The organism is Vibrio sp. DW001 (assembly GCF_029016285.1).
Lineage (GTDB): Bacteria > Pseudomonadota > Gammaproteobacteria > Enterobacterales > Vibrionaceae > Vibrio.
Genome location: NZ_CP091975.1, coordinates 1332541 through 1358178, shown reverse-complemented (window position 1 = coordinate 1358178; position 25638 = coordinate 1332541). Strand labels below are relative to the sequence as shown.

At 42.5% G+C, this 25638-nt stretch carries 27 protein-coding genes; 5 read left to right on the top strand and 22 right to left on the bottom strand.

The annotated features are described in order from the left end of the window. Positions 1 to 204 precede the first annotated feature (204 nt). Together pflA and L3V77_RS06455 are read left to right on the top strand one after the other, a co-directional pair. On the top strand, positions 205 to 945 hold the full coding sequence (gene pflA, locus L3V77_RS06460; RefSeq protein ID WP_275136269.1) for a pyruvate formate lyase 1-activating protein: 741 nt from the start codon (positions 205 to 207) through the stop codon (positions 943 to 945). Between the two features lie 54 nt (positions 946 to 999). Further along, entirely contained in the window at positions 1000 to 1500 is a 501-nt protein-coding gene (locus L3V77_RS06455; RefSeq protein WP_195702921.1) for a YfbU family protein, read from the top strand. Between the two features lie 67 nt (positions 1501 to 1567). Here L3V77_RS06455 and eat read toward each other — a convergent pair whose 3' ends face one another. The 19 genes from eat to L3V77_RS06360 form a co-directional block, all read right to left on the bottom strand. Beyond that, entirely contained in the window at positions 1568 to 2992 is a 1425-nt protein-coding gene (gene eat / locus L3V77_RS06450) for an ethanolamine permease (RefSeq protein WP_275136268.1), read from the bottom strand. 192 nt (positions 2993 to 3184) lie between these two features. Continuing rightward, positions 3185 to 3733 carry a BMC domain-containing protein gene (locus L3V77_RS06445; protein ID WP_275136267.1) on the bottom strand — a complete coding sequence of 183 codons (549 nt, stop codon included), beginning with the start codon at positions 3731 to 3733 and terminating at the stop codon, positions 3185 to 3187. Positions 3734 to 3745: 12 nt separating this feature from the next. After that, entirely contained in the window at positions 3746 to 5089 is a 1344-nt protein-coding gene (locus L3V77_RS06440; protein WP_275136266.1) for a 4Fe-4S dicluster domain-containing protein, read from the bottom strand. An 11-nt stretch (positions 5090 to 5100) separates the two neighbouring features. Next, on the bottom strand, positions 5101 to 5757 hold the full coding sequence (gene eutL / locus L3V77_RS06435) for an ethanolamine utilization microcompartment protein EutL (protein ID WP_195702917.1): 657 nt from the start codon (positions 5755 to 5757) through the stop codon (positions 5101 to 5103). A 9-nt stretch (positions 5758 to 5766) separates the two neighbouring features. Further along, positions 5767 to 6651, bottom strand: a complete 885-nt coding sequence (gene eutC, locus L3V77_RS06430; RefSeq protein ID WP_275136265.1) for an ethanolamine ammonia-lyase subunit EutC — start codon at positions 6649 to 6651, stop codon at positions 5767 to 5769. Positions 6652 to 6663: 12 nt separating this feature from the next. Continuing rightward, positions 6664 to 8031, bottom strand: coding sequence for an ethanolamine ammonia-lyase subunit EutB (locus L3V77_RS06425; protein WP_275136264.1), 1368 nt, complete (start codon positions 8029 to 8031; stop codon positions 6664 to 6666). Positions 8032 to 8042: 11 nt separating this feature from the next. After that, positions 8043 to 9473: an ethanolamine ammonia-lyase reactivating factor EutA gene (locus L3V77_RS06420; RefSeq protein ID WP_275136263.1), complete on the bottom strand. Its 1431-nt coding sequence runs from the start codon at positions 9471 to 9473 to the stop codon at positions 8043 to 8045. After that, positions 9470 to 10711, bottom strand: a complete 1242-nt coding sequence (locus tag L3V77_RS06415; RefSeq protein ID WP_275136262.1) for an iron-containing alcohol dehydrogenase — start codon at positions 10709 to 10711, stop codon at positions 9470 to 9472. Before L3V77_RS06415 ends, L3V77_RS06420 begins: the two co-directional genes overlap by 4 nt. A gap of 6 nt (positions 10712 to 10717) precedes the next feature. After that, the gene (gene eutJ / locus L3V77_RS06410) at positions 10718 to 11560 is read right to left on the bottom strand and encodes an ethanolamine utilization protein EutJ (protein ID WP_275136261.1); all 843 of its coding nucleotides are present in this window, start codon (positions 11558 to 11560) and stop codon (positions 10718 to 10720) included. A 3-nt stretch (positions 11561 to 11563) separates the two neighbouring features. Next, complete coding sequence (locus L3V77_RS06405; protein WP_275136260.1) at positions 11564 to 12958, bottom strand: aldehyde dehydrogenase family protein; 1395 nt, start codon at positions 12956 to 12958, stop codon at positions 11564 to 11566. A 27-nt stretch (positions 12959 to 12985) separates the two neighbouring features. After that, positions 12986 to 13282 (bottom strand): EutN/CcmL family microcompartment protein, encoded by a 297-nt coding sequence (locus L3V77_RS06400; protein WP_195702910.1) that lies wholly within the window; start codon positions 13280 to 13282, stop codon positions 12986 to 12988. 50 nt (positions 13283 to 13332) lie between these two features. Beyond that, a complete protein-coding gene (gene eutM / locus L3V77_RS06395; RefSeq protein WP_195702909.1) occupies positions 13333 to 13617 on the bottom strand; it encodes an ethanolamine utilization microcompartment protein EutM in 285 nt (94 codons plus the stop codon). A 34-nt stretch (positions 13618 to 13651) separates the two neighbouring features. Continuing rightward, a complete protein-coding gene (eutM, locus tag L3V77_RS06390; protein ID WP_331275673.1) occupies positions 13652 to 13960 on the bottom strand; it encodes an ethanolamine utilization microcompartment protein EutM in 309 nt (102 codons plus the stop codon). A gap of 24 nt (positions 13961 to 13984) precedes the next feature. Beyond that, positions 13985 to 14956, bottom strand: coding sequence for a phosphate acetyltransferase (gene pta / locus L3V77_RS06385; RefSeq protein WP_275136259.1), 972 nt, complete (start codon positions 14954 to 14956; stop codon positions 13985 to 13987). A 1-nt stretch (position 14957) separates the two neighbouring features. Continuing rightward, positions 14958 to 15761 carry an ethanolamine utilization cob(I)yrinic acid a,c-diamide adenosyltransferase EutT gene (eutT, locus tag L3V77_RS06380; RefSeq protein ID WP_275136258.1) on the bottom strand — a complete coding sequence of 268 codons (804 nt, stop codon included), beginning with the start codon at positions 15759 to 15761 and terminating at the stop codon, positions 14958 to 14960. An 8-nt stretch (positions 15762 to 15769) separates the two neighbouring features. After that, positions 15770 to 16480, bottom strand: a complete 711-nt coding sequence (gene eutQ / locus L3V77_RS06375) for an ethanolamine utilization acetate kinase EutQ (protein WP_275136257.1) — start codon at positions 16478 to 16480, stop codon at positions 15770 to 15772. 34 nt (positions 16481 to 16514) lie between these two features. Further along, the gene (locus tag L3V77_RS06370; protein WP_275136256.1) at positions 16515 to 16994 is read right to left on the bottom strand and encodes a EutP/PduV family microcompartment system protein; all 480 of its coding nucleotides are present in this window, start codon (positions 16992 to 16994) and stop codon (positions 16515 to 16517) included. Then, the gene (locus L3V77_RS06365) at positions 16991 to 17344 is read right to left on the bottom strand and encodes a BMC domain-containing protein (RefSeq protein ID WP_195702903.1); all 354 of its coding nucleotides are present in this window, start codon (positions 17342 to 17344) and stop codon (positions 16991 to 16993) included. The genes L3V77_RS06370 and L3V77_RS06365 overlap by 4 nt, the downstream gene beginning before the upstream one ends. 352 nt (positions 17345 to 17696) lie before the next feature. Beyond that, positions 17697 to 18455, bottom strand: a complete 759-nt coding sequence (locus L3V77_RS06360) for a MipA/OmpV family protein (RefSeq protein ID WP_275136255.1) — start codon at positions 18453 to 18455, stop codon at positions 17697 to 17699. Positions 18456 to 18776: 321 nt separating this feature from the next. Here L3V77_RS06360 and L3V77_RS06355 point away from each other — a divergent pair, with 321 nt between their 5' ends. The 3 genes from L3V77_RS06355 (at position 18777) to L3V77_RS06345 (ending at position 23653) form a co-directional block, all read left to right on the top strand. Next, the gene (locus L3V77_RS06355; RefSeq protein WP_275136254.1) at positions 18777 to 20711 is read left to right on the top strand and encodes a PrkA family serine protein kinase; all 1935 of its coding nucleotides are present in this window, start codon (positions 18777 to 18779) and stop codon (positions 20709 to 20711) included. 144 nt (positions 20712 to 20855) lie between these two features. After that, a complete protein-coding gene (locus tag L3V77_RS06350; RefSeq protein ID WP_275136253.1) occupies positions 20856 to 22127 on the top strand; it encodes a YeaH/YhbH family protein in 1272 nt (423 codons plus the stop codon). An 11-nt stretch (positions 22128 to 22138) separates the two neighbouring features. Next, a complete protein-coding gene (locus L3V77_RS06345; protein WP_275136252.1) occupies positions 22139 to 23653 on the top strand; it encodes a SpoVR family protein in 1515 nt (504 codons plus the stop codon). Positions 23654 to 23713: 60 nt separating this feature from the next. Here the strand turns inward: L3V77_RS06345 and kdsB are convergent, their stop codons facing one another. Genes kdsB through lpxK form a run of 3 tightly spaced genes read right to left on the bottom strand, consistent with a single transcriptional unit; the run spans position 23714 to position 25636 of the window. Then, complete coding sequence (gene kdsB / locus L3V77_RS06340; RefSeq protein WP_275136251.1) at positions 23714 to 24469, bottom strand: 3-deoxy-manno-octulosonate cytidylyltransferase; 756 nt, start codon at positions 24467 to 24469, stop codon at positions 23714 to 23716. Next, positions 24469 to 24648, bottom strand: coding sequence for a Trm112 family protein (locus L3V77_RS06335; RefSeq protein ID WP_195702898.1), 180 nt, complete (start codon positions 24646 to 24648; stop codon positions 24469 to 24471). The genes kdsB and L3V77_RS06335 overlap by 1 nt, the downstream gene beginning before the upstream one ends. Further along, complete coding sequence (gene lpxK, locus L3V77_RS06330) at positions 24629 to 25636, bottom strand: tetraacyldisaccharide 4'-kinase (protein ID WP_275136250.1); 1008 nt, start codon at positions 25634 to 25636, stop codon at positions 24629 to 24631. The genes L3V77_RS06335 and lpxK overlap by 20 nt, the downstream gene beginning before the upstream one ends. Positions 25637 to 25638 lie beyond the last annotated feature (2 nt).

Below are 25638 nucleotides of genomic sequence, written 5' to 3'. Positions count from 1 at the left end.
GCCACACCAGTAATAATAACGCAACCAAAATGCGCCCTACGATAAATATTAACAATATCGTAACAATGATAACTCGAATGAAAAAAACCACCATCAAAGCATTTCATTAATCAAAGAACATACGTATTAGCAGAAAGTTAGACTAGGTTATGGAACCTAAATGTAATAAAATAACAGATAAGAAAAACTCTCTGAGAAGAACCTATGTCAACATCTGGTCGTATCCATTCATTCGAATCTTGCGGTACCGTAGACGGACCTGGTATTCGTTTTATCGTATTTCTACAAGGTTGCTTAATGCGTTGTATGTATTGCCATAACCGCGATACGTGGGATACACATGGTGGTAAAGAAGTTACCGTAGATGAAATAATCAACGAAGCTAAGTCGTACCGACACTTCATGAAAGCATCCGGCGGCGGAATTACCTGTTCCGGTGGCGAGGCGATGCTTCAACCAGAATTTGTTCGTGATTTTTTCCGGGCAGCCCAAAAGGAAGGGATGCATACGTGCCTTGATACCAACGGTTATATTCGGAAACATACCGATGTAGTCGATGAAGTATTAGAGGCATCCGATTTGGTCATGCTTGATATCAAGCATATGAAGGATGAAATTCATCATGACTTTATTGGTGTATCAAATAGGCGCACTCTGGACTTTGCACGGTACCTACACAAAATAGGTAAAACAACATGGATTCGATATGTCATCGTACCTGGATATACCGATGATGAAGAGTCGGCACATCTACTAGGTGCGTTCATTAAAGATATGGATAACATCGAAAAAGTTGAGCTGCTGCCGTATCACAAATTGGGCGCTCATAAATGGGAAGCACTCGGCTATGATTACCCTCTAGAAGGGGTCAATCCACCAAGTAAAGAAACCATGGATAAAATGGTGGGTATACTCGAACAGTATGTCGACAACGTAAAATATTAATACTTTGATTATAAATTAACAACAAACAGATAATAATTACTTCGAGGTCTCACAATGGAAATGACGAACGCTCAACGCTTGATCCTTTCAAATCAATACTATCTTATGTCTAAGCTCCGACCTGAAAATGAAGCTAAATATAGCCGTTTACAAACGATTGTGGAAAGAGGCTATGAATTACAAATGCGTGAATTGGATAAACATTTCGGTAAGATCACCGAAGAGGAATGTCGCGAAGTGATCAACATCATGGAGATGTACCACGCGATGCAAGAGTCAAACAAAATGTTAAGTGAAGCGGATAGGAACAACGTTGACCAACGTAGACTACAATTCTTGGGTTTTGACATCGCAAGTGAACATCAACTCGTTAATTATGTTCGTTTCCTCGTTGATTCTGAAGGGCTTTACCCTCAATTTGAAAAGAGTGACCACCACTTTAATGCCCAGATGCCTATGTTAGAAAAATATGCCCGTATGCTAACAACATGGCGTAATTGCCCACGTCAATATCACCTATCTTCTACTGAGTTTACTCAGATATTTAACGCATAATAGGTAAACAATTCCGATAAAAAAAGGAGGTCAATTGACCTCCTTTTTACGTATTTACAAAACTAGATTAATCATCCAGTTCCGCTTCTGCTTTAAAGATTGCTTCAAATTCTTCTTCCGCAGTATGCTTAGATACTTCTTTATGCTTAAAGATAAAGTAGTAAGCCATACCAATCACATATAAACCTACAGCCCAGAATGCCGCTGTTGCGTCATATACAAAACATGATGATAGAGCTAGTAACGAAAGAACTATCGTGATCCAAGGCGTAATGATGCCACCTGGTGTTTTATAAGGACGTTCCAAATCAGGTTCATTTTTTCTCAACAAGATATGGCTATAAGCTTGTAGAGCATAAGAGATTGTTGCACCAAACACCGCGATCATGATCATGCGATCACCTTCACCAGTTAGTGACGCTAAGAAACCTACAATCCCTGGAATGATCAATGCCCAAACTGGTACTTTACGCTTACCTGTTAATGATAAGAACGCTGGTAGGTAACCCGCTCTCGAAAGTGCGAATACTAAACGACTATAACCATAAATAATTGAGAAGAATGACGCAATAAGGCCAGTCAAACCAACCACGTTCACGAAGTTGGCTAACATGGAATCTTCACCATGAACAGCACGCAACGCATCGACTAATGGCGCGGCATACCCGGCAGTAGCTTTAGCACCGGCAGCACCAGGAACTAACAACATTACCCCAACGGCCGTGATTAATAGGAATATCATTGCCGCGATGATACCTTTAGGCATATCCTTCGCGGGATCTTTTGCTTCTTCCGCAGCCAAAGGTACACCTTCTACTGCTAGGAATAACCACATACCAAATGGTAATGCAGCCCAAACGCCATTCCAACCTTGTGGTAAGAACGTCGTTGCGCCTGCTATTGCTGGGTTGGCTGGTATATCAAAAAGGTTAGCCACTTCAAAATAGGGGATCAACCCAAATGCAGTTGCAATGATTGCGACAACAGCTAATGCTGTAATAACAAGCATTATACGTAGTGCTTCACCAGCACCAATCAAATGGATACCAATAAATATTGCATAAAAAACGGCATACACCGTTGGTCCGTTCCACCCAACTAATGCTTCAAGGTAACCACCAATAAAGATGACAATGGCAGCAGGTGCTATTGCATACTCTATTAATACCGCTAAACCCGTGGCATAGCCGCCGATCGGCCCCATTACTTTCCTAGCGAAGCTGTAACCACCGCCTGCTGTTGGTATCGCTGCCGACATTTCTGCCAATGACAACACCAATGTTAGGTACATTATTCCCATCAACACCGATGCGATTAACATCCCACCCCAACCAGCAGTAGCGATACCAAAGTTCCACCCTGCATAGTCTCCTGATATTACGTAAGATACCCCTAGCGTCGCGAGCAAAAACCAACCAGCTACACCTTTCTTAAGCTGTCGTTCATGCATAAACTCGGAGGAACCAAAATCACTTGCTTTATTTTCAGACATAAGCCACCCGTATGATTTAATTTTTAACCCAGTAATCATCGTCTGACTACCAAGTGATATGACGGATCAATCCTTCTTGTAGGGTACGGATTGATGCATCCCTATAATTTTTTAGTTAACATACTGTTTGTTCTAGTTTATTTTCTGTTTAATTTTTCTATCTATTTACTAACTAGCTAGTGCTCCTTATTTTTATACTTTGTCAGCCAATATTTCCTTGCGTGGTTGGGCAATCACAACCTTATCCACGAGCAATCCTTTATGTTTAATACACTCAGCACCCGCCTCTACTGCAGCAGTAACTGAAGCGACGTCTCCGGTTAAAGTGACGTATCCCTTGCCTCCAATGGCCATTGCCATATGGACTTCAAGCAGTTCAACATTTGCCGCTTTCACGGCAGCATCTGCAGCTTCAACTATCGAAGCGACTGAAAATGTCTCGATAATTCCAAGCGCATCTGTACGCTCAACGACTCGCGTACCTGAGATCGCAGGAAATACATCTTCATGAACATTTGAAATTATTAGGTCATCTACAATCTCAGTACCACCTGCGATCATACCGGCTTCTACTGATGCGTTTACCGCAGCAACATCTCCGCATATCATCACCATGAATTTTCCCGGACAGATACTACGGTTAAAAATTATTTCAACTTGCGCCGCTTTTAACATTACATCAGCAACAAAAAAACCACGTGCGATAGAATTAAGCTCGATACATCCAATTGCATTAATCATATTTTTACTCATCTATTTCGTTATCACGACATGCTGCTCGGTGACAGAGGTCACTTTACCAGCGATGCTTGCATGAATGTTGACGCTCAAAGCATCGTCTAATGCCAAACCAATCACTTGACCAACCGTCACATTTTCACCCACTTTGACACACGCTTGAGCAGGCGCTCCGATATGCTGTTTTAGTGGAATGTTGACGTATTTAAAGTCAAATTCACCTTCTAGATTTTTGGCTTCTGTTTTGCTGTATTGCACTAAGCCCAAACGCTGAATCAATCGCTTAGTAGGAACACCTCGATAATCACGCATTGGGTGCACCTCTACAGTTTGCCCTTGCAACTGTTCAGGGGTCATCAGCCTTCCCGATTCACGTAAATCACGTTTAGTGGTTACGCACATATTCCTCGGGTCTAAACCTTCAGGACAAGACCACATCGAACAAAGGTTACATTCACTGCACGCTTGAGCCGATAAGGCATACGTTTCACTATTAGGACCTGATGTCTGTAATGCTCGCATGACTAAATGAGGTTTTATGGGATACCCCAACATGTTTCGTGGGCACATCGAAGTACACAAACTACATTGGTCACAAGCCGCTTTACCAATACGTCGATACGTCGATTCTGGCATCGTCTTTTTAACCGCCAATGACGATGATTTAGGAATAACGATAAAGCCACTTGAAAGCCGTGTTATCGGCTGATCAAGAGACTTGACCACCCCACCCATCATTGGGCCGCCATCAATAATAATGAAGTCATCACAGGTTGTCCCACCCGCAATGTCCAGAGCGTCAGAGACCGAAATACCGACAGGCAACCATGCCGTATAAGGCGATTGCACCTCACCATGAACGGTCAGCATCGTATGTGTAACAGGTTGATCTATCGCCGCTCTAAATATATTTATATATGACTCAGAATTTTGCACCAAAACGCCAATATCTTTCGGAAGACCGCCTGAAGGCACTCGCTTCCCTGTCGCTTCGTAAATCAGCTCGACTTCATCGCCTGCTGGATAGACGTCACGCATTTGCAAAACCGAAAATTCTTCAGGTTTTGTTAGTTTTTGAATTGCGCTTTCAATTATCTCGATAGTATCTTGATGCTTGTCTTTGATACCGATAATAGCTTGCGACGCCCCTGTTTGTTTCATCGCGAGTAACATGCCGCCGAGCATTTCATCTGCCCAGATCTGCATAACGACTTGATCTTTGTTTAGCAAAGGTTCGCATTCAGCACCGTTCGCAAGAACCAGATCGACTTTGCAATCTAGCTTTACGTAAGTAGGAAAACCAGCCCCTCCTGCACCAACGACACCAGCATCTCTGACTTTATCTAAAAATGAGCTCATGTTAACGTGCCTTAGTGAGAGATTGGGTTGCTAGCAATGCTAATTACCGCTTCAGCAAACGCTTCGCAGGCAGCACGGCAAGCCGCTTGAGAACCAACTAAATGAGCGCCAGCAAAGTTTGTTTCTGATGGTGGTTCAAACAAGTTTTTCAATTGAACATCAGCTGATTTTAGCGCCGCGTCAATAGCAAACATGGCTTCCAACGGTGGCGCAATTAGATACGCCAATGCATCACCTTGTTCTACATCCGCTTCCGCAGAAAGGTAACTGCCTGTTGAGGTGACTAAGTGTGCAAAATAAGCAATATCTCCAGCTTCATTTGCTGTCTGGAACGCTGCCTCGTTTTCTATTACTTCCTTGCAACGGTCTAAACCTGCAATGACATCTGCTGGACATTCACCAGCAATGATACCGATGACTTCACCAGATGTAGGTCCAGATGAGTGTGCCGCACCAGCATAGAATGAACGAGCGTATACGACTTCTACGTTGGCGGCTTTTGTTGCTTCATCTAGCGCACAATACGTAACATCATCACAATCACTAGTAATCAAACCAATACTGACTTGATTCGGCTTTAATTTAAGTGCTTTAGCATATTCTGATTCAACCGATGCAATCACTCTGGTTGCTAATACAGATGCTGGAATTTTGTCTTGAATAGCCATCGTTCACCTCTATCTTTTTAAATTGATGCCGCTGGTTTTTTGTTCCAGCATCGTTTTAATTAAATCGACTATTACGGCAGCCGCTTCCACCGGTGGAGTTCCACCGCTATGAATATTCGAAATAACGGTACGATCAGATTCCACGGTATCTTTAGTCGGTTTATAGATCGCATAACAGCTCAACGATTCCGACTGTCCAAGCCCTGGTCTCTCACCAATTAACAGAATATTCACTTCTGCATTGAGTAGTTCACCGATTTCGTCCTGAGCTTTTACACGACCGTATCTAAGGAAAAATGGTGCATTTGTTTTAAGCCCAGCATTCTTTATGCCATTCATCAACGGAGGGAGAATTTCATCCAGATTGCTTGTGATAGCATCCATACTCAATCCATCAGACAGAACCACCTGAACCTGTGGTGACTGCTCACAATTTTTAGTGATAATATCTCGACTATCAGGGCAAAGTTTTCGACCCAGATCTGGACGCGTTAGGTATTCATCTTTATCTTTAGCCTGGCTTTTAGCCTCTACTAAATCATGGTCTTTCAACCACTGCTCACTGATGTTCTTAATTACTGTGTCTTTCGAACGGGAGTGATCGGCCCAGAAACGCATCAATGCCGTTGTCCTAGGACGAGGTCCCGCACAACCATTTCCAACTCGAGCTCCTGTTTGAGTGATCAGGTCCTCAATTATTTTAGGATCTTGAGCATTAACCACACCGTTCCAGTTTTTGAATTCATCGTCGCCTAAATCAGGCAGTGAGCCATCATTTACAACTGGTGTGATTTCTTCACTAACAACTCTCTTAACCGTTGAAGCGGAGACATCCTTTTCTCCAAGCTGTTGTAAAACGGCTGAGACAATATCTTGTATATTTTTATCGTTCATTGTTATCTCCGCTTATCGATTAAAGAAAATTGAAGGGTCACCAGCTTTTGCAGTTAATAGCCCGTTTTCTAGCAGCCCCATTTTCTCCATCCATTTTTCAAATTCTGGAGCAGGTCTTAGCCCTAATAATTGACGAACCGTCGCAGTATCGTGAAAGGCATTTGTCTGATAGTTCAGCATAATGTCGTCCCCCATAGGCATACCGATAACAAAGTTGATACCTGATGCCGCTAACAACGTTACTAAGTTCTCATTTGAGTTCTGATCGGTATCGGCATGGTTTGTATAACAGGCATCACAACCCATAGGCAGGCCAGATAGTTTGCCCATAAAGTGGTCTTCTAAGCCTGCACGGATAATCTGTTGGTGATTATAGAGATATTCAGGGCCAATAAATCCAACCACAGTATTAACTAGGTGCGGCTTATAACGGCGAGCCAGCCCATAACAACGCGCTTCCATTGTCATTTGGTCTGCGCCATAGTGAGCATCAGCAGATAACGCAGAACCTTGCCCTGTTTCAAAATACATCATATTGTCGCCAGCTAAATGACAATACTGTTTGCCTATTTCATAGGCTTCATCCAACATCGCAACAGAAACGCCAAACTCAGACAACCCTTTTTCAGAACCGGAAATACTCTGGAATAAAAGACCTCCTGGCGCACCTTTACGAACCGCTTCCATTTGAGTAGTGATATGTGCCAACACACAAGGCTGTGTTGGGATCTCAAATTTATTAATGACATCTTGAATTGCGTTAAGCATTTGAGTGGTATTTTCGACACTGTCGGTTACAGGATTAATACCGATTACTGCGTCGCCACATCCATACGTAAGACCTTCGTAGGTTTGCGCCAAAATTGAATTTATATTGTCGCGTGTATCATTGGGTTGTAATCGACAGCTAAAGTGGCCGGGAATACCTACGGTACTATTCGCCTTAGTTACAACTGGTAATTTTTTCGCGCCAAACATTAGGTCGGCATTCGAACAAAGCTTTGCCGTTGCAGAAACCATCTCAGCCGTTAGCCCTTTGCTGAGCCTCTGGAATTCTTCTCTGCTCGGCGTATTAGAAAGCACATACTCTCGTAGTTCGCTTACGGTCCAGCTCTGGATTTTTTCATAAACAGCTCGATTCAAGCTGTCCTGATTTATCCTCGTGATCACATCGAGTTCATATGGAACTGCAGGGTTTTCACGCAAGTCTCTAAGTGTCAATTCAGACAACACCTGTTTCGCAGCAACCCTCTCTTGAGAGCTAGACGCTGCAATACCAGCGAGTACATCTCCTGAGCGAAGATCGGACGCTTTCGCCATCACTTCTTTCACGTCTGAGAATTGATATGTCTGACCAAACAGACGAGTTTTCAAAATCATTAGCCACTCCTTTATGACGGAAACGCGAGAGATTTCACCGTGAGAGGAACAATCTCCCCTCCAAAATAACTTTTACCAATATCGATGTAGTCCCCTTCTCGGGTAGCAACTTCATCAATAACCGCAAGCGGTTGAGGTAAAAGCAACGGTTGTAACTCCATTCCGAGTGCTTTGCCTATATCATTATGAGAAATTATTAGTGCTGAATCGTTGTGATTACCATGTAAACGATAAAACTGCTCGAGTCCTTTGACAGCTTGGAGCACCGCGCGGTATTTAGTCGGCATGCTACTATCTAGTGCAATAGCATATTGGTCCGTAGCAAGGGCAATATCCATCCGTTCAGCACAGATACAAATTTCCTTGCTAACATCAAAATCTGGGTCGTTCCAATCAATTGTTGGATGGATAACTGGAACGTTCTTTATTGGTAAGCTCTCTAATTCTAACCATATAGTTGAACCAGAAAGAGAAAGTGAATGAGCACCAGCACCAATAACTGTTGCTCTCACTGTCTGTTTTGGTTCTATAAATGGCAACCTTTCAAATTCAGTGTGTCTTAGCATTGATCGAGCGAGCATCGGACCCATGTCACCAAATGTCAGATCGTTAATGGGTGCAACTCGTTCTTCAAACAAGCACTTACCCACACCACCACTGATATAAATGGAATCAATATCATCAAGCTGCTTGAGCTCTGCCGTTTGTAATAATCGAGCAGTAATCTGGGTGTTCTCCCCTCTTATCAACCCGAACAATATATCGGCCATTTTGTTACTAATACGTTTAATATGGTCTTTCGTTAATGCATTGGGACTGATCTGCTCCCCAAAGACCTCTTTTACCAACATGGCTCCAGCTTCGGATAGATAGGTCACTTGTCCCTGTTCTCCAAGCTGAATGAGCCTGCCACCTATATTGATACAGGCGGTATCAACTACTCGACCACAATCAAAAACAACAAAATTGGCGGTGCCACCACCGATATCAATGTTCATAACACGACGATGATTCGATTCGGACACCTGTTGAGCACCACTACCCCGACCAGCAATAATGGACTCTAAATGCGGACCCGCAGTAGCAACAACAAAGTCACCCATTTCCTGTGAAAGATGGAGAAGAGAAGAACGTGCATTTTTCGCTTTCGCGGTTTCACCCGTGATAATAATCGCGCCGCTCTCAATATCATCATGCGTGATGCCTGCAAGGGATATTTGTTCTTCTATAAACTGTTTGATTTTTTCATTGTCAATCACGCCATCAAAGTTGATTGGCGTAAATATGACGGGACTTTGATAGATTACTTTCCTATCGATGAATTCGTAGACAGGCACTTGCGATGCTGGTGCACGGTTAACCAATGTTAATCGCGAGAATATGACTTGAGTTGTGGTGGTACCAACATCAATCCCTACGCTAGTGATTAACTTAGTATTCATACAATAACCTCACCAGAAATCGAGCCGCTAACAACATCCTGCAGTAACGAAATGATCTGCTTTGCTGTCACTGTGCGTGGATTGCCGCCTAAGCAAATATCGTCTAATGCATCTTCAGCAAGCGACAGCATGGACTCAAGATGTATATCTACATGAGCTAACGAAGTGGGTAGCCCGAGATCCTGAACGAGTTGGCTGACGGCTTTAATTGCCGCCCAGCAGCACTCTCTTTGAGTCATATTTTCTCTCGCCACACCTAAAGCGACGGCTAACTCTGCATATTCTGATTCACTGACAAGGGCATTAAATGCCATGACATAAGGAAGCAAAATGGCATTAGCCGTTCCATGAGGAATGTGAAATTGAGAACCGATTTGATGTGATATTGCGTGGGTTAGGCCAAGACCCGCATTACTGAAAGCAAGCCCTGCTTTATAGGCAGCTACAGCCATATCGTATCGATCATCCAAGTTGTCGCCACAACCAACGGCTCTACGTAACGATCGGGCGACAGCTTCCACTGCATGATAGGCATAAGCTTTAGATAATGGGTTAGACCCTCTTGAAACATACGCTTCAATTGCGTGCGTTAATGTATCTACACCTGTCGCAGCGGTCACTTCCGGTGGAACACCTAACATCAATGCGGGATCAATAATTGCCAAATCCGGAACCAGTGCTGGTCCTTTAATCGGTAGTTTTACGCCAGTGGCAAGATCTTTAACCACCGTAATATCGGTGACTTCCGAGCCCGTACCAGCCGTTGTCGGAATAGCACCTAAACCAACCCGACGAGACGCCAATCCTCCGACCTTAAAATCACTGATACTGCCTGTATAATCGACCATAACAGCCACGGCTTTTGCTACGTCTAAAGCAGAGCCACCACCAATGCCGAGAACAAAGTCAGCATCAGCGGTTTTCATCTTCTGTATGCATTTGCTGATAATGTCTGAATCTGGTTCGCCAACTACTTCGCTAAAAATAGTGTATTCAATTCCAGCAAAGGTCAGAGAATGCTGACAACCTTCAAGTAAACCAAGTTGATATACCATTTTATCTACAACGATGAACACTTTGGCTACGCCTAACTCAATCAGCACATCACCAATTTGATTGACGCTATACCCGCCCGTTAAAGTAATAGCAGGTGAACGGAAGAAAAAGCCTTTGTAGAGTTTCGACTGCTGAATACTATTAGTGACCACTTGGACTAATTCTTCACGAGAAAACGACATTGTCAGTTACTCCACTATTCTATGAACAACAGGATTTAAGCCATAATTTGCAATCGCGAGCGGTGTTAAATACAGAGCGTGCTCGAAGGTTACAATTTCCGTTTCTGGAAACGTGGCGCTAAAGATTTTGTTCACGCCGTTAACCAGAGTTCCACCACCCGTTAAGTACATATGAGAGGGTGTCTCCTCTTTAATATGGTGCTTAACAATATCCGCCATTTTTTCGATAACGGGCCTAACAATGATGGCAATATCATTCTTTTCAAAGCTTGTTCTCTTCAAGCGTTCCGCTTCATCGTCATCAACTTTTAAGCTACCGGCGATAACTAAAGAAACATGTCTACCACCACTAGGATCGTCTAGTGAATAAAGCTGCTTCCCATTTTTGATTACCGCGGTACCTGTTGTTCCACCGCCAATATCGACTACCGCGCCATTTTCTATATTCAGTAGATCTGCGACACTTGACGGTTCGTCAATCACCTTCGTCACTTCAATACCCGCCGACTCAACAACGTTAATTGATATTCTTGGATCAGTACCCGGGGGATACGACGTAATCGCGCTCTCAACCGTAATAGATAACTTTTCTTCAACCCGCTTTATCTGAGAACGCACAATCCGACACGCCCCCATATAATCAACAACTACGCCATCATTGACGACATTTGACCAATCTAAGAAGGCGGCGATTGGCACGCCTTCTCCATCTAGAACCACGGTTTGAATATCTGCGGTGCCAAGATCTACGCCTATGATCCAGTTCTCTGGCGTATCTGTTGGCGTGTCATCATTAACAAGGTCGTTAATGACCGCGAGACGTTGAGTGACAATTTCTAGTTGATTCATCGACTAAATAATCCTAAACGAATCGACCGCCGTACAACGACGTTTACGTGTAAAGGTCAACGAGTTGGTCACACCTTCACCGGTTGGAGTAGAGATTGTCATGGTTGTCCAGCCTTCTCCGCCTGCACCAATTGCAGCAATACATGGGCCATTTTTAGCGAGAAGACTGCTGTCTATTTCATAAGCCATTCGCGTCAACACATCGATATTTTTTGAATGAATTGCGGCAGTGTGATGATTGCCTGATTCAAGCTCTACTGCCCAATCAATAGCCTGATCTGCATTAGCGGCTTTGATTACAGGTAAAATGGGCATCATCTGTTCTGTGGTTGCAAAGACATTGTCTTTGGTAGCATGGAAGACGAGTAATCGAGTAGACTCTGGTATATCTAATCCAATGGTCGCGGCAATCTTACTTGCGTCTCTTCCAACCCACTGAGGATTTGCACTGGGCGAATTACCTGGATAACCTTTCAATACTTTTTTGGCGATCTCTTCTGCTTGGCTAGCACTAATTTCATAGGCTCCATGCTGAGTCATCGCATGCATTAGATTGTCTGCGATAGACTCTACTGCAATAATTTCTTTTTCACTTGCACACACGATATTGTTGTCAAACGAAGCGCCTTCAACAATGGAGACAGCTGCGCGGTCAATATCGGCTGTTTCATCAACCACAACAGGAGGATTACCTGGGCCTGCTGCAATTAAACGTTTGTCTGTGATCTCTTTTGCGGCATCAACAACGGCGTCACCGCCAGTTACCACTAAAAGTTTGATTCCAGGATAAGTAAAAAGCTTTCTCGCATTATCTAAAGACGGAACTTTTACCGTAGTGCATAGATTAGGTGGCCCACCAGCTCGAACTGAAGCCTGATTAACCAATTGAATAGCACGTTGTGACACTTTTTTTGCGGCCGGATGCGGTGCAAATACCACACCATTACCCGCGGCAATCATACTGATCGAGTTATTGATAACAGTACAAGATGGATTTGTACTGGGTGTAACCGATGCAATAACGCCCCATGGAGCATTCTCTATCAGACTCAATCCACTATCACCTGACACCGCCTGAGGAGTAAGAATTTCAGTACCAGGTGTTCTTGAAGCGACCAGTAAATGTTTACGAATTTTATCTTCCACACGACCGAATCCAGTCTCTTCAACTGCCAATTCAGAAAGCTCTTTTGCATGTTTCTTTGTCATGCGACGAATTTCGGTGATGATATTATCTCGAACCGCTAAGCTACGGATCTGTTTCTGCGCATCTCGAGCGGCAGTAACCGCATCATCTAGCGACTCAAATACACCATGATCACTGCCCGTCGGTTGGTCGTCAGATTTTAGTTGAACAACAACCCGACGGACAATATCTTCAATTTCGCTCTGATCCATTCTATTTTCCCCTAATCCAGGTACTTATCAGCTTTTGTGGTATTGGACACTCTTATCTGATGTGATCTCATCAATAATTCCAACGACGCAAAGATCAATTGGCGAATGCTCACCACTTGTCCCATAGGCCATTCGAGCTGAGCTTCCAGCAACAACTAACACCCATTCGCCTTCACCAGCACCAAGTTGATCCATAGCTACATGGACTTCACTCGTCGAATTACCTTTCTTATCAACAAACTCGACTAAACAGAGTTTGTCCGCTCTCATATCCGGGCTACGAATTGTAGCCACTACTTGCCCTACTACTTTTGCTACACGCATGTCTCCCCCTTGTCTTCTAACGCCTACCTAGCAAGGAGGCGACGCGCAACTTATTTTTTCAAAGAAATAGGAAAAACATTCTCAAGATCTTGGTGAGGCCTTGGAATGACATGAACCGCAACGAGTTCTCCCAATTTTTGTGCAACTACAGCACCTGCGTCTGTAGCCGCTTTACAAGAAGCAACATCGCCACGTACCAACGCCGTTACATAACCGGAGCCTATTTGCTCATAACCAACTAACTCAACACGAGCCGCTTTTACCATCGCATCAGAAGCTTCGATTAAGGAGGTAAGCCCTTTTGTTTCTATAATGCCTAACGCATCCATTAGCATTTCCTCATAAATTCATTGTTTTTCGTAAAATAGTTTATTTTTTAGCTGCCGGTGTTGGTGCTGGCGCCTGAGTTATTGGGAAGATAGCTTCCAAATCACCATGTGGACGAGGAATAACGTGAACCGCTACTACTTCGCCTAGACGTTGCGCTGCTGCTGCACCTGCATCTGTTGCTGCTTTACAAGCCGCAACATCGCCTCGTACCATTGCCGTTACTAAACCTGAGCCAATTTGCTTATAGCCAACTAACTCAACACGTGCCGCTTTTACCATTGCATCAGATGCTTCGATAAGTGCGGTTAGACCTTTTGTTTCTATAATGCCTAGAGCTTCCATTTGAATTCTCCTAACGTTTATTCACATTAATTACATACATGACGTAAGTACTGATATATCGACGATATCGTCGGAACTGCAACCCCGAGACAGATCATGCATGGGTTTTGCTAACCCTTGCAACATCGGTCCCAGAGCAATATACCCCCCTAAACGCTGTGCAACTTTATAAGCAATGTTGCCAGCACTTAAAGAAGGGAAAATAAATACATTTGCCATTCCACCTAATGGACTATTTGGCATTTTTTGAGCGGCGACTAAAGGCTCTATAGCGGCATCAAATTGAACTTCACCGTCAATGATAAGATTAGGGCAGCGTTGTCTAACTAATTCTGTTGCTTCAGAAATTTTGCTTGCTGCAGGGTGTGATGCACTACCTTTAGTAGAAAATGACAGCATCGCAACACGGGGTTCGATACCGGTTAATCGTTGAAAGTTGTTAGCCGTATCAACTGCGATATCTGCAAGCTGTTCTGTTGTCGGCAAAGGAATAACCCCAGCATCAGCAAAGGCATGAGTCTTCGTGCCATCGGGGGACAACATTAAGAAAAAACTCGATACTGTTTTGCTACCAGAAGCAACACCTATACCTCGAATTGCGCTGCGAATCACATCGCCAGTTGTCGACAAATTACCCGCTATACATATGTCGGCATAACCTTGATCAACCATAAGTGCCGAAAATTGCAAGGGATTAGATACCTGCTTTCGAGCTTCATCTATCGTTATCGGCTTGCGTTGCTTGTCGACGAATATTTGAACCATTTCATCAAAACAGCCCGCAGTTTCTGGTGCTAACGTTGTTAAACAAGGCATTGCTATGCCTGCTTTATAAGATCGGTCACGAAGCATAAACGGATTACCAAGAATAATTGGTTCAGCTAACCCATTTAACTTCAGTTCATTTGCAGCATGAAGAAGCCTCACATCGTCCGTATCGGGAAAGACGATTCTCTTAGGAGCTTGACGACATTTGTGCCTACACTGCTCTAGAATTTCCATGTTATTTCAATCTCTCTAAGACGCTTTCGTTACCGTTCTTACATTGCCATACTAATATCATCACCACATAAACAGAACTGGATAGACGGTTTAGCCCCGCAACAATATCTTCCCTTTCTAAACGCATACTGATATCAATAAATACTCGACTCGCTTCTAATTCTAGTTCTCGAATAGAGGCTCTCAATGTATTGAGCTTAGCGACATCCAAACCAAATTTGGCTTCCGGTAACATGTGGTCGTAGCCTAAATATTTTAATGGATTATGTGACCACTTATGGATGATTTCAGAATCAATATCGCCAAAGGAAGGAAGAGATAGCGATTCACCGGTAACCTCAGATTTCAATAACTGTCCAAGGTAGGAGCGAATGTCAGACATTGCATGAGTGATGAAGAGTGGTTGTTCTTGCAGAACACACTGCGCTTCAACACACAAACAAATAGCGGTATCTATCTTTCCTCTAAGCGCTATACGGGGATGATTTTTTGGCACAAGAACTTGGTCATCTAAATGCGTCATATATGACGGTTTGTCAGTGATATCACTTCCGCACGCCCAACAACCGTTCTGTGGTCTTTGGTTGTTTATTTTTAATGGATGAACTTTTTCAATACCTGAGCCGTCACGCTGAGGAACAAAGACTTCACCCTGTTCGTTAACATAACGAATCGATATCTTACGCTCTGATAGCAATGCTGCAGCAGAAGGCGTAAAGCGAGATTCTTTTGGAAGATGCACTTCACTTCCATGTGCTAAGCCAAACTCGGCTCGCAGAAAATCCTCAGTAATGAAGGTATTCATTACGCCACCTATTGCTCTGACCAATCTGCAGGATATGCGACATAAACAAAGCGAACATGCGTCGGTGTGCCAAATTCAATACTGCTTCCTTTCGGAATGAAAATAACATCGCCTGGTTTGCCTATCGTTGTGCCAGATGGCGTTTTGATATGCAATTCACCTTCAAGTACCACATCGACTTCATCGTAGTTGAGTGTCCAAGGGAAAAACGCTTTCTCCCATCCCATATAACCAACACCTAACGTACTATTTTGTGCGGTTCCAATCACATCGGTTAGCCCCACATTTTTACCCGGAGCACCATCAAATGCATCAAGCTCTACCGAATTACCACGGACTAAAACAATGCCATCATCATTGATCTGGCGTGGGCATGTCGGTGCTTTTACATTGAAATCCGCCATTGCTTTTTTGATCAATGATTCAATCAAGTCGCTTTCCACATTGGCACCGACTCTGGACTGAATTTCATCCTTAATTTTGTGTAAGGTTTGTTGCTTAGGAGAAGGAGGAGTTAGTGATGAATCCTTTTGTACAGTTATTTCATTCGGCTTCGTCGGTATGGCACTGGACCCCTCTTCGATTAGAGATATCCCGAATGTTTTCGCAACGTCATAGGCTTCCGGCGTAACAATAGTAAACCCTGCTTTTATAGCGATCTCTTTTATACTTTTTGCATTAGCGTCGCGTACATCATTAGCAGTAATTAATTTTTTCATTAATTTCACCTTGACAGCCTTATTATATAAGGCTTTATTTATTTAAACTGCACAAAAAAATTCTTAATTTATTTATAGATTCTTCATCGAAAATAGATATATGAAAATAAGGACCTTCAATATCATTTTTTATCAAAAATCGCTCAGCTTTATCTACATCAGCATTATCCATATCGACCTTACTGATAACACCAACAATACGCTTATTAGGGTAGACTCTTAATAATCCTTCTGGCACAGAAAATCTTTTTGCATTTGCTGGTTGCAAATAGACAATTGTATTTACTGACGAGATTGTTGACAGCAAAGGACCATTCCATGCTCGGTTATCTACATATTCACCTGGGGTATCTATCGCGCAACCAGAATAATAAATTGGCGTTTGTGTTTTCCTTTGGTTTCCTTGCGGATTAACCAAACGAGTAATCAATGCTGACTTACCAGCATCGACTTCACCGATAACGGCAAAATGAGTAGGTAATGTACTAGCACCTTCATGAAGGCGCTCACTCATGTGCGAGTTGCCTTGCAGGTTGTATAGCACAAATCACCAGCCAGAGTCCGCAGGACCTCTTCAAGAGCGACCTCTACTGACCCTACAGAGCCTGTAATGACAAGTGAACCTGAAAATCTGTCTAAGAAGCCTATGCCCACGTTTGCCGATTTGGTGGCAATATCACCAGCAATGATAGCTGTTTCACCCGGAGTCAACGTTAGTATCCCAATGGCTTCGTTATGGACAACTCCAATCCGCTCACAAAGTTCTTCTGTTGGGTTTGCAACCATATGCGCTAGCGTTATCTGCTTTCCGGGCACATATTCTTGTACAACCCTATCTATTGGGTCACCAAATTCATGGTTCATCTAAACCACTCACTATCTGTTTGTTTTTTTTACAATAACGCCAATCTTCTATATTAGATGTGATACTTATCTCAAATAATTATTTGTTATTATTTCGAAAGTTAAATTAAGAGATAGAAATCACAATAAGGAATAAGACTAGGCAATATAAAAAAATTAAGTCGATTTATGTAAGAATATTTCCATCCAATACTTATTTAATTCGAACTGTAAAATATATGTTTATATATACCTATATAATACGTACTATTACATGAGCATATCGCATATTTGGAAAGGTTCACATCAACAAATCTATTACATGGATTTGTTGATGTGGATCATTGTTATTCTGGTTTTATTAAATATGAATTTAGAAGGAATAGGTAATTCCAATATTCGCAGTGGTAGAATCCGTCGAATCTAAAAGTGGGCTTTTTTCTATATCACCTTCTAGATTGGTGTACCTTACACCGCCCCGAACCATCACACTTTTGCTCAAGAAAACGTAACCACTAACGCCGACGAAATACTGCCCGCTTCCGTTAATATCAAACTCACTTATATCCCCACCCGTCTTATCTGACTCTTGCTGGGAGACTCCATATAAGTGTTGATTCATTTTATTGTCATTGTATGAGTAACCTACGGCAGGAGTGATGCCACCACCGCTAAACCGGAGAGGGAATCGCCACGCTAACTCGCCATATAGTCCATTGTGTACGCCAAGTATGTCTGCGCCTAACGCGGCTTCAAACAGCCCAACAGGTGTCAAATACTGATAACTAGCACCGGCTAAAACAGTGTCTTCTCTTTCATCGAGTAACCTCATATTGGCAATATCAGAATCACCCGGTTTGAAGGTCCTTGGGTCATAAATCGCTCTTACTATGAAGTTATGAGTCGACCCTCTCGGATTGAATCGATATCCAGCGCTAAACCCTCTAAAAAAGAAGTTCTCACCTTCGTAACCGAGAATAGGGATGACGGTTTTATTGGTTGGTGTTCCTTTATAGACCTTTGGAGAATAAGCGGCACCAACACCAACTGACCATGGTGACGGACTAGCCATTGCAAAAGAACTATTTATTGCAATTACACTCAATATTGCGATTTTATTAAAATTTCTCACGGCTCAACCTTCTCATTAGAATCAATCTAGCATTTAAACGCTTGTTTATAACCGAATAACTTCTTTCAACGACAAGCTTGCAAATCATAACTACTACCAGTGCTACTGACCAGAAATTTTACATATTTTCTATTAGAAATAGGCATCTAAAATGTGACTCATATAACCCACATTTTGGGGCTATCAATCAACACCATTATTCGAAAAAAGTATAAATAAATACATAATTGTTAAACATTATCTCAAAACAACGTCTAGTCTTAGTTAATGAAGGATTACTATTTTGCTGTTGTCTGTTTGACGGTTTTGGAGGGGTAAAGCATGAGTATTTTTGACCATTATCAGGCGCGTTATGAAGCGGCCAAGGATGAGAAGCTTTCATTACAAGATTTTTTATCACTTTGTCAAAAAGATAAAAGTGCTTACGCGAATGCAGCTGAACGCCTTTTACTTGCGATAGGCGAACCAGAAGTTATTGATACCGCTCACGATCCACGATTGAGCCGCATTTTCTCTAACCGAGTCATTTCTCGATACAAAACCTTTGAGGACTTCTACGGTATGGAAGACGCGATTGAGCAAATCGTTTCTTACTTAAAGCATTCCGCTCAGGGGTTGGAAGAACGAAAACAGATTCTATATCTATTGGGACCCGTTGGGGGGGGTAAATCCTCATTGGCTGAAAAACTCAAAGCGCTAATGGAACAGTGCCCAATTTATATACTTGCCGCAAACGGAGTACGTAGCCCGGTTAACGACCATCCTTTCTGTTTATTTAATGCTGAAGAAGATGCCGCCTTACTAAAGAAAGACTATGGTATTGAAAAACGATACCTACGATCAATCATGTCACCATGGGCAGCGAAAAGACTGCACGAATTTGGTGGAGACATCAGTAAGTTTACCGTAATTAAATTGCGTCCTTCTATTTTGGACCAAGTGGGTGTGGCGAAAACTGAGCCGGGTGATGAAAACAACCAAGATATCTCATCGCTGGTTGGTAAAGTCGATATCCGACAGTTGGAGCACTATTCACAAGATGACCCAGATGCGTACAGTTATTCAGGTGCACTTTGTAAAGCCAACCAAGGCTTAATGGAGTTTGTGGAGATGTTCAAAGCACCAATCAAGGTATTGCACCCACTACTAACTGCAACACAAGAAGGAAACTACAATGGTACCGAGGGGCTTTCAGCACTACCTTTCGATGGCATGATACTCGCCCACTCCAACGAATCTGAATGGCAAACCTTTAGAAACAATAAGAATAATGAGGCGTTCCTAGATCGCGTTTATATTGTCAAAGTACCTTATTGCTTAAGAGTTTCTGAAGAGATTAAAATCTATAAAAAACTGTTAGAACACAGTGAACTTTACAAAGCACCGTGTTCACCAAGTACCTTAGAAATGCTGGCGCAATTCAGTATCCTCTCTCGAGTTAAAGATCCAGAAAACTCATCTCTGTTCTCTAAAATGCGAGTTTACGATGGAGAAACGCTCAAGGATACCGATCCAAAAGCAAAAAGTTATCAGGAGTATAGAGACTTTGCCGGTGTCGATGAAGGTATGTCAGGTTTATCGACTCGCTTTGCATTTAAGATCCTATCTCGGGTGTTTAATTTTGACCAAACAGAAGTCGCAGCCAATCCTGTACACCTCTTTTACGTCATAGAACAACAAGTTGAACGCGAACAATTCCCAGCGGAATTAGCAGAAAAGTACACAGAGTTCTTAAAAGGGTATTTGGTACCAAAATATATTGAGTTCATCGGAAAAGAGATACAGACCGCTTATTTAGAGTCCTATTCAGAGTATGGGCAGAATATTTTTGACCGCTACGTCACTTATGCAGATTTTTGGATACAGGATCAGGAGTATCGTGACCCGGAAACTGGACAACTATTTGACAGATCAGCGCTTAACAGTGAACTAGAGAAAATTGAAAAGCCTGCAGGAATAAGCAACCCGAAAGATTTCCGTAATGAAATAGTAAATTTCGTATTGCGCGCACGCGCCAGTAATAAAGGATCTAATCCAGTTTGGACCAGTTACGAAAAACTTCGCACTGTAATAGAAAAGAAAATGTTCTCTAATACAGAAGAACTACTGCCCGTTATCTCGTTTAATGCCAAAACATCGACAGATGACCAGAAAAAACATGACGATTTCGTCGCTCGAATGATGGAGAAAGGCTACACCAAGAAACAAGTTAGATTGCTGTCTGAGTGGTATTTACGCGTTCGTAAATCCTCTTAAGTACGTAAACCTTAACCAATGCCTATGTGTAGATTGAACATCGCTCGAGTGCATTTATTTCAAGTGAAAGAAGTATTCGCGTCACATTATATACATTCATTGATGAGCGAATACTTACGCTATGGCGTTTACAAGGAGTAACTCATGGGGCAGTTTATCGATAGAAGGCTCAACGGTAAAAACAAAAGCACTGTCAATCGGCAACGATTCTTGCGTCGTTATAAGGAGCGGATCAAAGAGTCAATAGCCGATGCGGTCAATCGTCGCTCCATTACAGATATTGAAAGTGGAGAGGATATTGCTATCCCTCATAAAGATATTAAAGAGCCGACCTTTCATCAGGGACAAGGCGGCAGACGAGAACGTATTCATCCGGGAAACGATCAGTTCGTCAAGGGTGACAAAATGGAGCGGCCAAAAGGCGGCAGTTCCGGCGGTGGTTCTGGAGAAGGTAATGCCAGTCCCGATGGAGAGGGGGAAGACGAATTCGTTTTCCAGATATCTAAAGATGAATATCTGGATTTATTGTTTGAAGACTTAGCACTCCCTAATCTAGAAAAAAATCAGATAAATAAAATCATTGAATGGAAAACCTCCCGCGCGGGATACAAAACCTCTGGGGTTCCTTCCAATATTGCTATTGTCCGTTCTTTACAACAATCTCTTGCGCGTAGAACGGCCATGACAGCGGGCAAGCGACGTCTGCTCAAAGAACTAGAGCTTGAGTTAGACCGAATTGGAAAACAAGAGCCCGCACAACCACTCGAAGAGTCACGAATCGAAGCAGAAATAGCAGAGCTTAGGCGACGTATTTCAAGTGTCCCATTTATTGATAGTTTTGACCTACGATTCAAAAATTTCGACAGACGACCGGTCCCATCTAGCCAAGCCGTCATGTTCTGTATAATGGATGTTTCTGGTTCAATGGATCAGGCGACAAAAGATATTGCCAAGCGCTTTTATGTTTTGTTGTATATGTTCTTAACTCGAACCTATGAAAACGTAGAGGTGATATTCATTCGACATCATACCCAAGCAAAAGAGGTGGATGAACACGAATTCTTCTATTCGCAAGAGACTGGGGGCACTATCGTGTCCAGTGCTCTAAAGTTAATGGACAAGATTATTAAAGAACGATATCCACAAGGAGAATGGAATATCTATGCCGCACAAGCGTCTGACGGAGACAACTGGGCGGACGATTCTCCAAAGTGTAAGGAGCTATTACGAGATAGTTTACTTCCTACCTGCCAATACTTTTCGTACATTGAAATTACCAAAAGGAGCCACCAAACTCTGTGGCATGAATATGAGAAGATTAAAGAAACATCAAACAACTTCGCGATGAAAAACATTCGCTCTGTGGAAGATATCTTCCCTGTATTTAGGGAGCTGTTTAAAAAGGAAACAGCTTAGGGAGTATTGCAATGACAAAAAAGAACAGCGGCAAAATGTTACCAGACGGGCCAGATTGGACATTCGATATGCTTGAGGTGTATCACCAAGAGATAAAACGAGTCGCCGAGCACTACCGTTTAGATACTTACCCAAACCAAATTGAAGTGATTACTTCTGAACAGATGATGGATGCTTATTCAAGTATTGGTATGCCGATAAATTACCACCACTGGTCATTTGGTAAAAAGTTCATCCAAACAGAACAAAATTACAAACATGGTCAGATGGGTTTGGCCTATGAGATAGTCATTAACTCTGACCCTTGTATCGCCTACCTGATGGAAGAAAACAGCGTCACCATGCAAGCACTCGTCATGGCACATGCCTGCTACGGACATAACTCTTTTTTTAAAGGCAATTACCTATTTCAAACATGGACAGACGCCAGTTCCATTATTGATTATCTATTGTTCGCCAGAAACTATATAACCGAATGTGAAGAAAAACACGGTGTTGATGAGGTAGAGAAAACGCTTGATTCTTGTCATGCACTGATGAATTTTGGTGTAGATCGATACAAACGCCCTGAGAAAATATCTATTGCAGAGGAAACTATTCGCCAAGAAGAACGCGAGGCTTACTTGCAATCTCAAGTGAATGACCTTTGGCGTACTGTTCCAAAATCCAAAGATATATCAGAAGAAGAGAAGCGTCGTTTCCCTTCTGAACCTCAAGAAAATTTACTCTATTTCATCGAAAAAAACGCACCTCTGTTGGAATCGTGGCAACGAGAGGTCGTTCGTATAGTAAGAAAAGTAAGCCAATATTTTTATCCACAAAAGCAGACCCAAGTCATGAACGAGGGTTGGGCAACTTTCTGGCATTATACGATTTTGAATCACCTTTACGATGAAGGCCTTGTCTCTGACAAATTTATTCTTGAGTTCCTTCACAGCCACACCAACGTCATTGCACAACCCCCTTACAACAGTCCGTATTACAGCGGAATAAACCCATACGCGCTTGGTTTTGCGATGTTTCAAGATATCCGACGCATCTGCGAATCCCCTACCGATGAAGACAAAGAGTGGTTCCCTGATCTGGCCGGTTCCAATTGGTTAGATTCGTTACACTTTGCAATGCACAACTTTAAAGACGAGAGTTTTATCAGCCAATATCTTTCTCCAAAAATGATTAGAGATTTCAAACTGTTTTCTGTTTTGGACGATGACAGACAAAATTTCATAGAGGTCAGCCATATTCATGATGATCCCGGTTATAGAAAAATAAGAGAAAAATTAGCGGCACAATATAATTTAAGCAATATAGAACCCAACATTCAGGTATGGAATGTGGACGTAAGAGGCGATCGCTCGATGACGCTCCAATACATCCCTCATGATAGAGTCCCTCTAGCCGATGGACACGATGAAGTATTGAAACATATGTATCGATTATGGGGGTTTGATATTGTGCTAGAAGAGTTAACCGAGACTGGCCGTAGAAACATAATTAGTGCGTGCCCGAACAAGGCTGAGTCTTAATAGGGTAAACTAATATATTAATACCCGATGGCCTTATCTAAAACTATCGGGCGTTAATAACTAAATCTTAGCAACGATATCCCGCACCTTTTGTAAATCTTCTGGTGTATCCACACCAGCCGGTGGAGACTCGATTGCCACATCTACGTGAATTTTTTCACCGTACCAAAGTACTCGAAGCTGCTCTAAACTTTCAATTTTTTCTAGCACACTAGGCTGCCAGTTTATATAAGTATCAATAAACCCAGCTCGGTATGCATAGATGCCAATATGTCTCAGTAATGACTGTTTGATATCTTTAGGATCTTTAGCAAAATTATCCCTATCCCAAGGAATGGACGCTCGGCTAAAATAGAGCGCAAATCCCTTCTCGTCTCTTACTACTTTTACTGCATTTGGATTAAATACCTCATCTTCGTCAGCAACTTCGACCGCTAACGTTGCCATAGGAGCAACACTATTTTTGGCGAGGTTTTCTGCAACTTGTCTAATAATACTTGGTGGAATCAGTGGTTCATCACCTTGAACATTAACGATAATTTGATGTTTATCTATACCCATTTTATCGACAACTTCTGCTAGACGCTCTGTACCCGATTCATGATTAGGGGAGGTCATGCAAACTTGAGCACCAAACTCTCTCGCTATAGACTCGACACGTTCATCATCCGTAGCAATAATAACCTGTTCTGCTCCAGATTTTAATGACTGTTCATAGACCCACTGGATCATCGGTTTGCCACCAATATCGGCGAGCGGTTTACCGGGTAAACGACTTGATTGATACCGAGCCGGAATGACAACAGTAAATGACATTATCTACCCTCTTCTACTTCCATTGTGCGCGCTTCTGGTTCCAATAAAACTGGAATACCTTCTTTTATTGGATAGGCCAGACGATCAAACTTACAAATTAATTCTTGATTTTCAGCATCATAAAAAAGCTTACCTTTGCACACTGGGCAAGCAACAATCTCAAGCAGACGGTGATCCATACTCATTCCTAACATTCAATATTTTGTCTAGTATTTGCTTTTCTTCTTGCTGAGAGAAACTCGCGGTTACTGGTAGGTACCACCAATTCTCTTTCGCATACGAAGAACACTTAACTGCGTCTTTTTCGGTCATAATCATATTCAAGCCAAGTTGCTGCAGTTCAAACAACTCAGACTGTTTAAAATCTTGATGGTCAGTGAAACCTTGCGTTTTTACAACGTCGGCGCCAAGCGAATCGAGTGTTTTGAAAAAACGATTAGGGTTACCAATAGCGGCAAATGCAACTAATTTATCTAGCTCGCTCACCATTTTTTCTTCGCCCGTCACCAAATTTTTAGCAAAACCCGGATAAAGCGTCATGGCTATTTCATCATCACGAGTTATCCCACCATTGTTCACTATAAAATCCACATTATTTAACCTATCAAGCCCTTCACGCAAAGGACCAAGTGGTATAAATGACTCATTGCCAAAACGACGCTGCCCATCAATAACGACAAATTCAATATCACGAGCTAATGCGTAATGCTGCAAGCCATCGTCGGTAATGATGATGTCGACATCGCTATCAAGCAGAGCCTTCACTGCGTTTGAACGTATAGGGTCGACAACGACAGGAGCACCTGTGCGTTTAAATATCAGCTTTGGTTCGTCACCACTCTCTTTGGTTGATGTACTCTCATTAACAATAAGTGGATATTGGTTGGCTTTGCCTCCATATCCGCGAGATACCACAGCAGGCTTTAGCCCTATTTCTTGCAGTTTTTCTACCAACCAGATTACAACAGGCGTTTTACCATTACCACCAGCCGTAATATTGCCAACCACTACAACGGGTATTGGCGCCCGATAGCTTTGAGCGTGATTCTGAAGAAAACGGTCTCTACGGGAGCTTGCAACCCATTTAAAGATCTTACTTAGTGGCCATAGGATGGGCCATAAAAGCAAGCCTAAAAAATGATTCTCAAACCATATCTTTTCAATCATGG

Bases quoted from the DNA above. Each gene is read 5' to 3' on its own strand.
- pflA (WP_275136269.1), top strand. From the start codon at position 205: ATGTCAACATCTGGTCGTATCCATTCATTCGAATCTTGCGGTACCGTA.
- L3V77_RS06455 (WP_195702921.1), top strand. From the start codon at position 1,000: ATGGAAATGACGAACGCTCAACGCTTGATCCTTTCAAATCAATACTAT.
- eat (WP_275136268.1), bottom strand. From the start codon at position 2,992: ATGTCTGAAAATAAAGCAAGTGATTTTGGTTCCTCCGAGTTTATGCAT.
- L3V77_RS06445 (WP_275136267.1), bottom strand. From the start codon at position 3,733: ATGATTAATGCAATTGGATGTATCGAGCTTAATTCTATCGCACGTGGT.
- L3V77_RS06440 (WP_275136266.1), bottom strand. From the start codon at position 5,089: ATGAGCTCATTTTTAGATAAAGTCAGAGATGCTGGTGTCGTTGGTGCA.
- eutL (WP_195702917.1), bottom strand. From the start codon at position 5,757: ATGGCTATTCAAGACAAAATTCCAGCATCTGTATTAGCAACCAGAGTG.
- eutC (WP_275136265.1), bottom strand. From the start codon at position 6,651: ATGAACGATAAAAATATACAAGATATTGTCTCAGCCGTTTTACAACAG.
- L3V77_RS06425 (WP_275136264.1), bottom strand. From the start codon at position 8,031: ATGATTTTGAAAACTCGTCTGTTTGGTCAGACATATCAATTCTCAGAC.
- L3V77_RS06420 (WP_275136263.1), bottom strand. From the start codon at position 9,473: ATGAATACTAAGTTAATCACTAGCGTAGGGATTGATGTTGGTACCACC.
- L3V77_RS06415 (WP_275136262.1), bottom strand. From the start codon at position 10,711: ATGTCGTTTTCTCGTGAAGAATTAGTCCAAGTGGTCACTAATAGTATT.
- eutJ (WP_275136261.1), bottom strand. From the start codon at position 11,560: ATGAATCAACTAGAAATTGTCACTCAACGTCTCGCGGTCATTAACGAC.
- L3V77_RS06405 (WP_275136260.1), bottom strand. From the start codon at position 12,958: ATGGATCAGAGCGAAATTGAAGATATTGTCCGTCGGGTTGTTGTTCAA.
- L3V77_RS06400 (WP_195702910.1), bottom strand. From the start codon at position 13,282: ATGCGTGTAGCAAAAGTAGTAGGGCAAGTAGTGGCTACAATTCGTAGC.
- eutM (WP_195702909.1), bottom strand. From the start codon at position 13,617: ATGCTAATGGATGCGTTAGGCATTATAGAAACAAAAGGGCTTACCTCC.
- pta (WP_275136259.1), bottom strand. From the start codon at position 14,956: ATGGAAATTCTAGAGCAGTGTAGGCACAAATGTCGTCAAGCTCCTAAG.
- eutT (WP_275136258.1), bottom strand. From the start codon at position 15,761: ATGAATACCTTCATTACTGAGGATTTTCTGCGAGCCGAGTTTGGCTTA.
- eutQ (WP_275136257.1), bottom strand. From the start codon at position 16,480: ATGAAAAAATTAATTACTGCTAATGATGTACGCGACGCTAATGCAAAA.
- L3V77_RS06370 (WP_275136256.1), bottom strand. From the start codon at position 16,994: ATGAGTGAGCGCCTTCATGAAGGTGCTAGTACATTACCTACTCATTTT.
- L3V77_RS06365 (WP_195702903.1), bottom strand. From the start codon at position 17,344: ATGAACCATGAATTTGGTGACCCAATAGATAGGGTTGTACAAGAATAT.
- L3V77_RS06355 (WP_275136254.1), top strand. From the start codon at position 18,777: ATGAGTATTTTTGACCATTATCAGGCGCGTTATGAAGCGGCCAAGGAT.
- L3V77_RS06350 (WP_275136253.1), top strand. From the start codon at position 20,856: ATGGGGCAGTTTATCGATAGAAGGCTCAACGGTAAAAACAAAAGCACT.
- L3V77_RS06345 (WP_275136252.1), top strand. From the start codon at position 22,139: ATGACAAAAAAGAACAGCGGCAAAATGTTACCAGACGGGCCAGATTGG.
- kdsB (WP_275136251.1), bottom strand. From the start codon at position 24,469: ATGTCATTTACTGTTGTCATTCCGGCTCGGTATCAATCAAGTCGTTTA.
- L3V77_RS06335 (WP_195702898.1), bottom strand. From the start codon at position 24,648: ATGGATCACCGTCTGCTTGAGATTGTTGCTTGCCCAGTGTGCAAAGGT.
- lpxK (WP_275136250.1), bottom strand. From the start codon at position 25,636: ATGATTGAAAAGATATGGTTTGAGAATCATTTTTTAGGCTTGCTTTTA.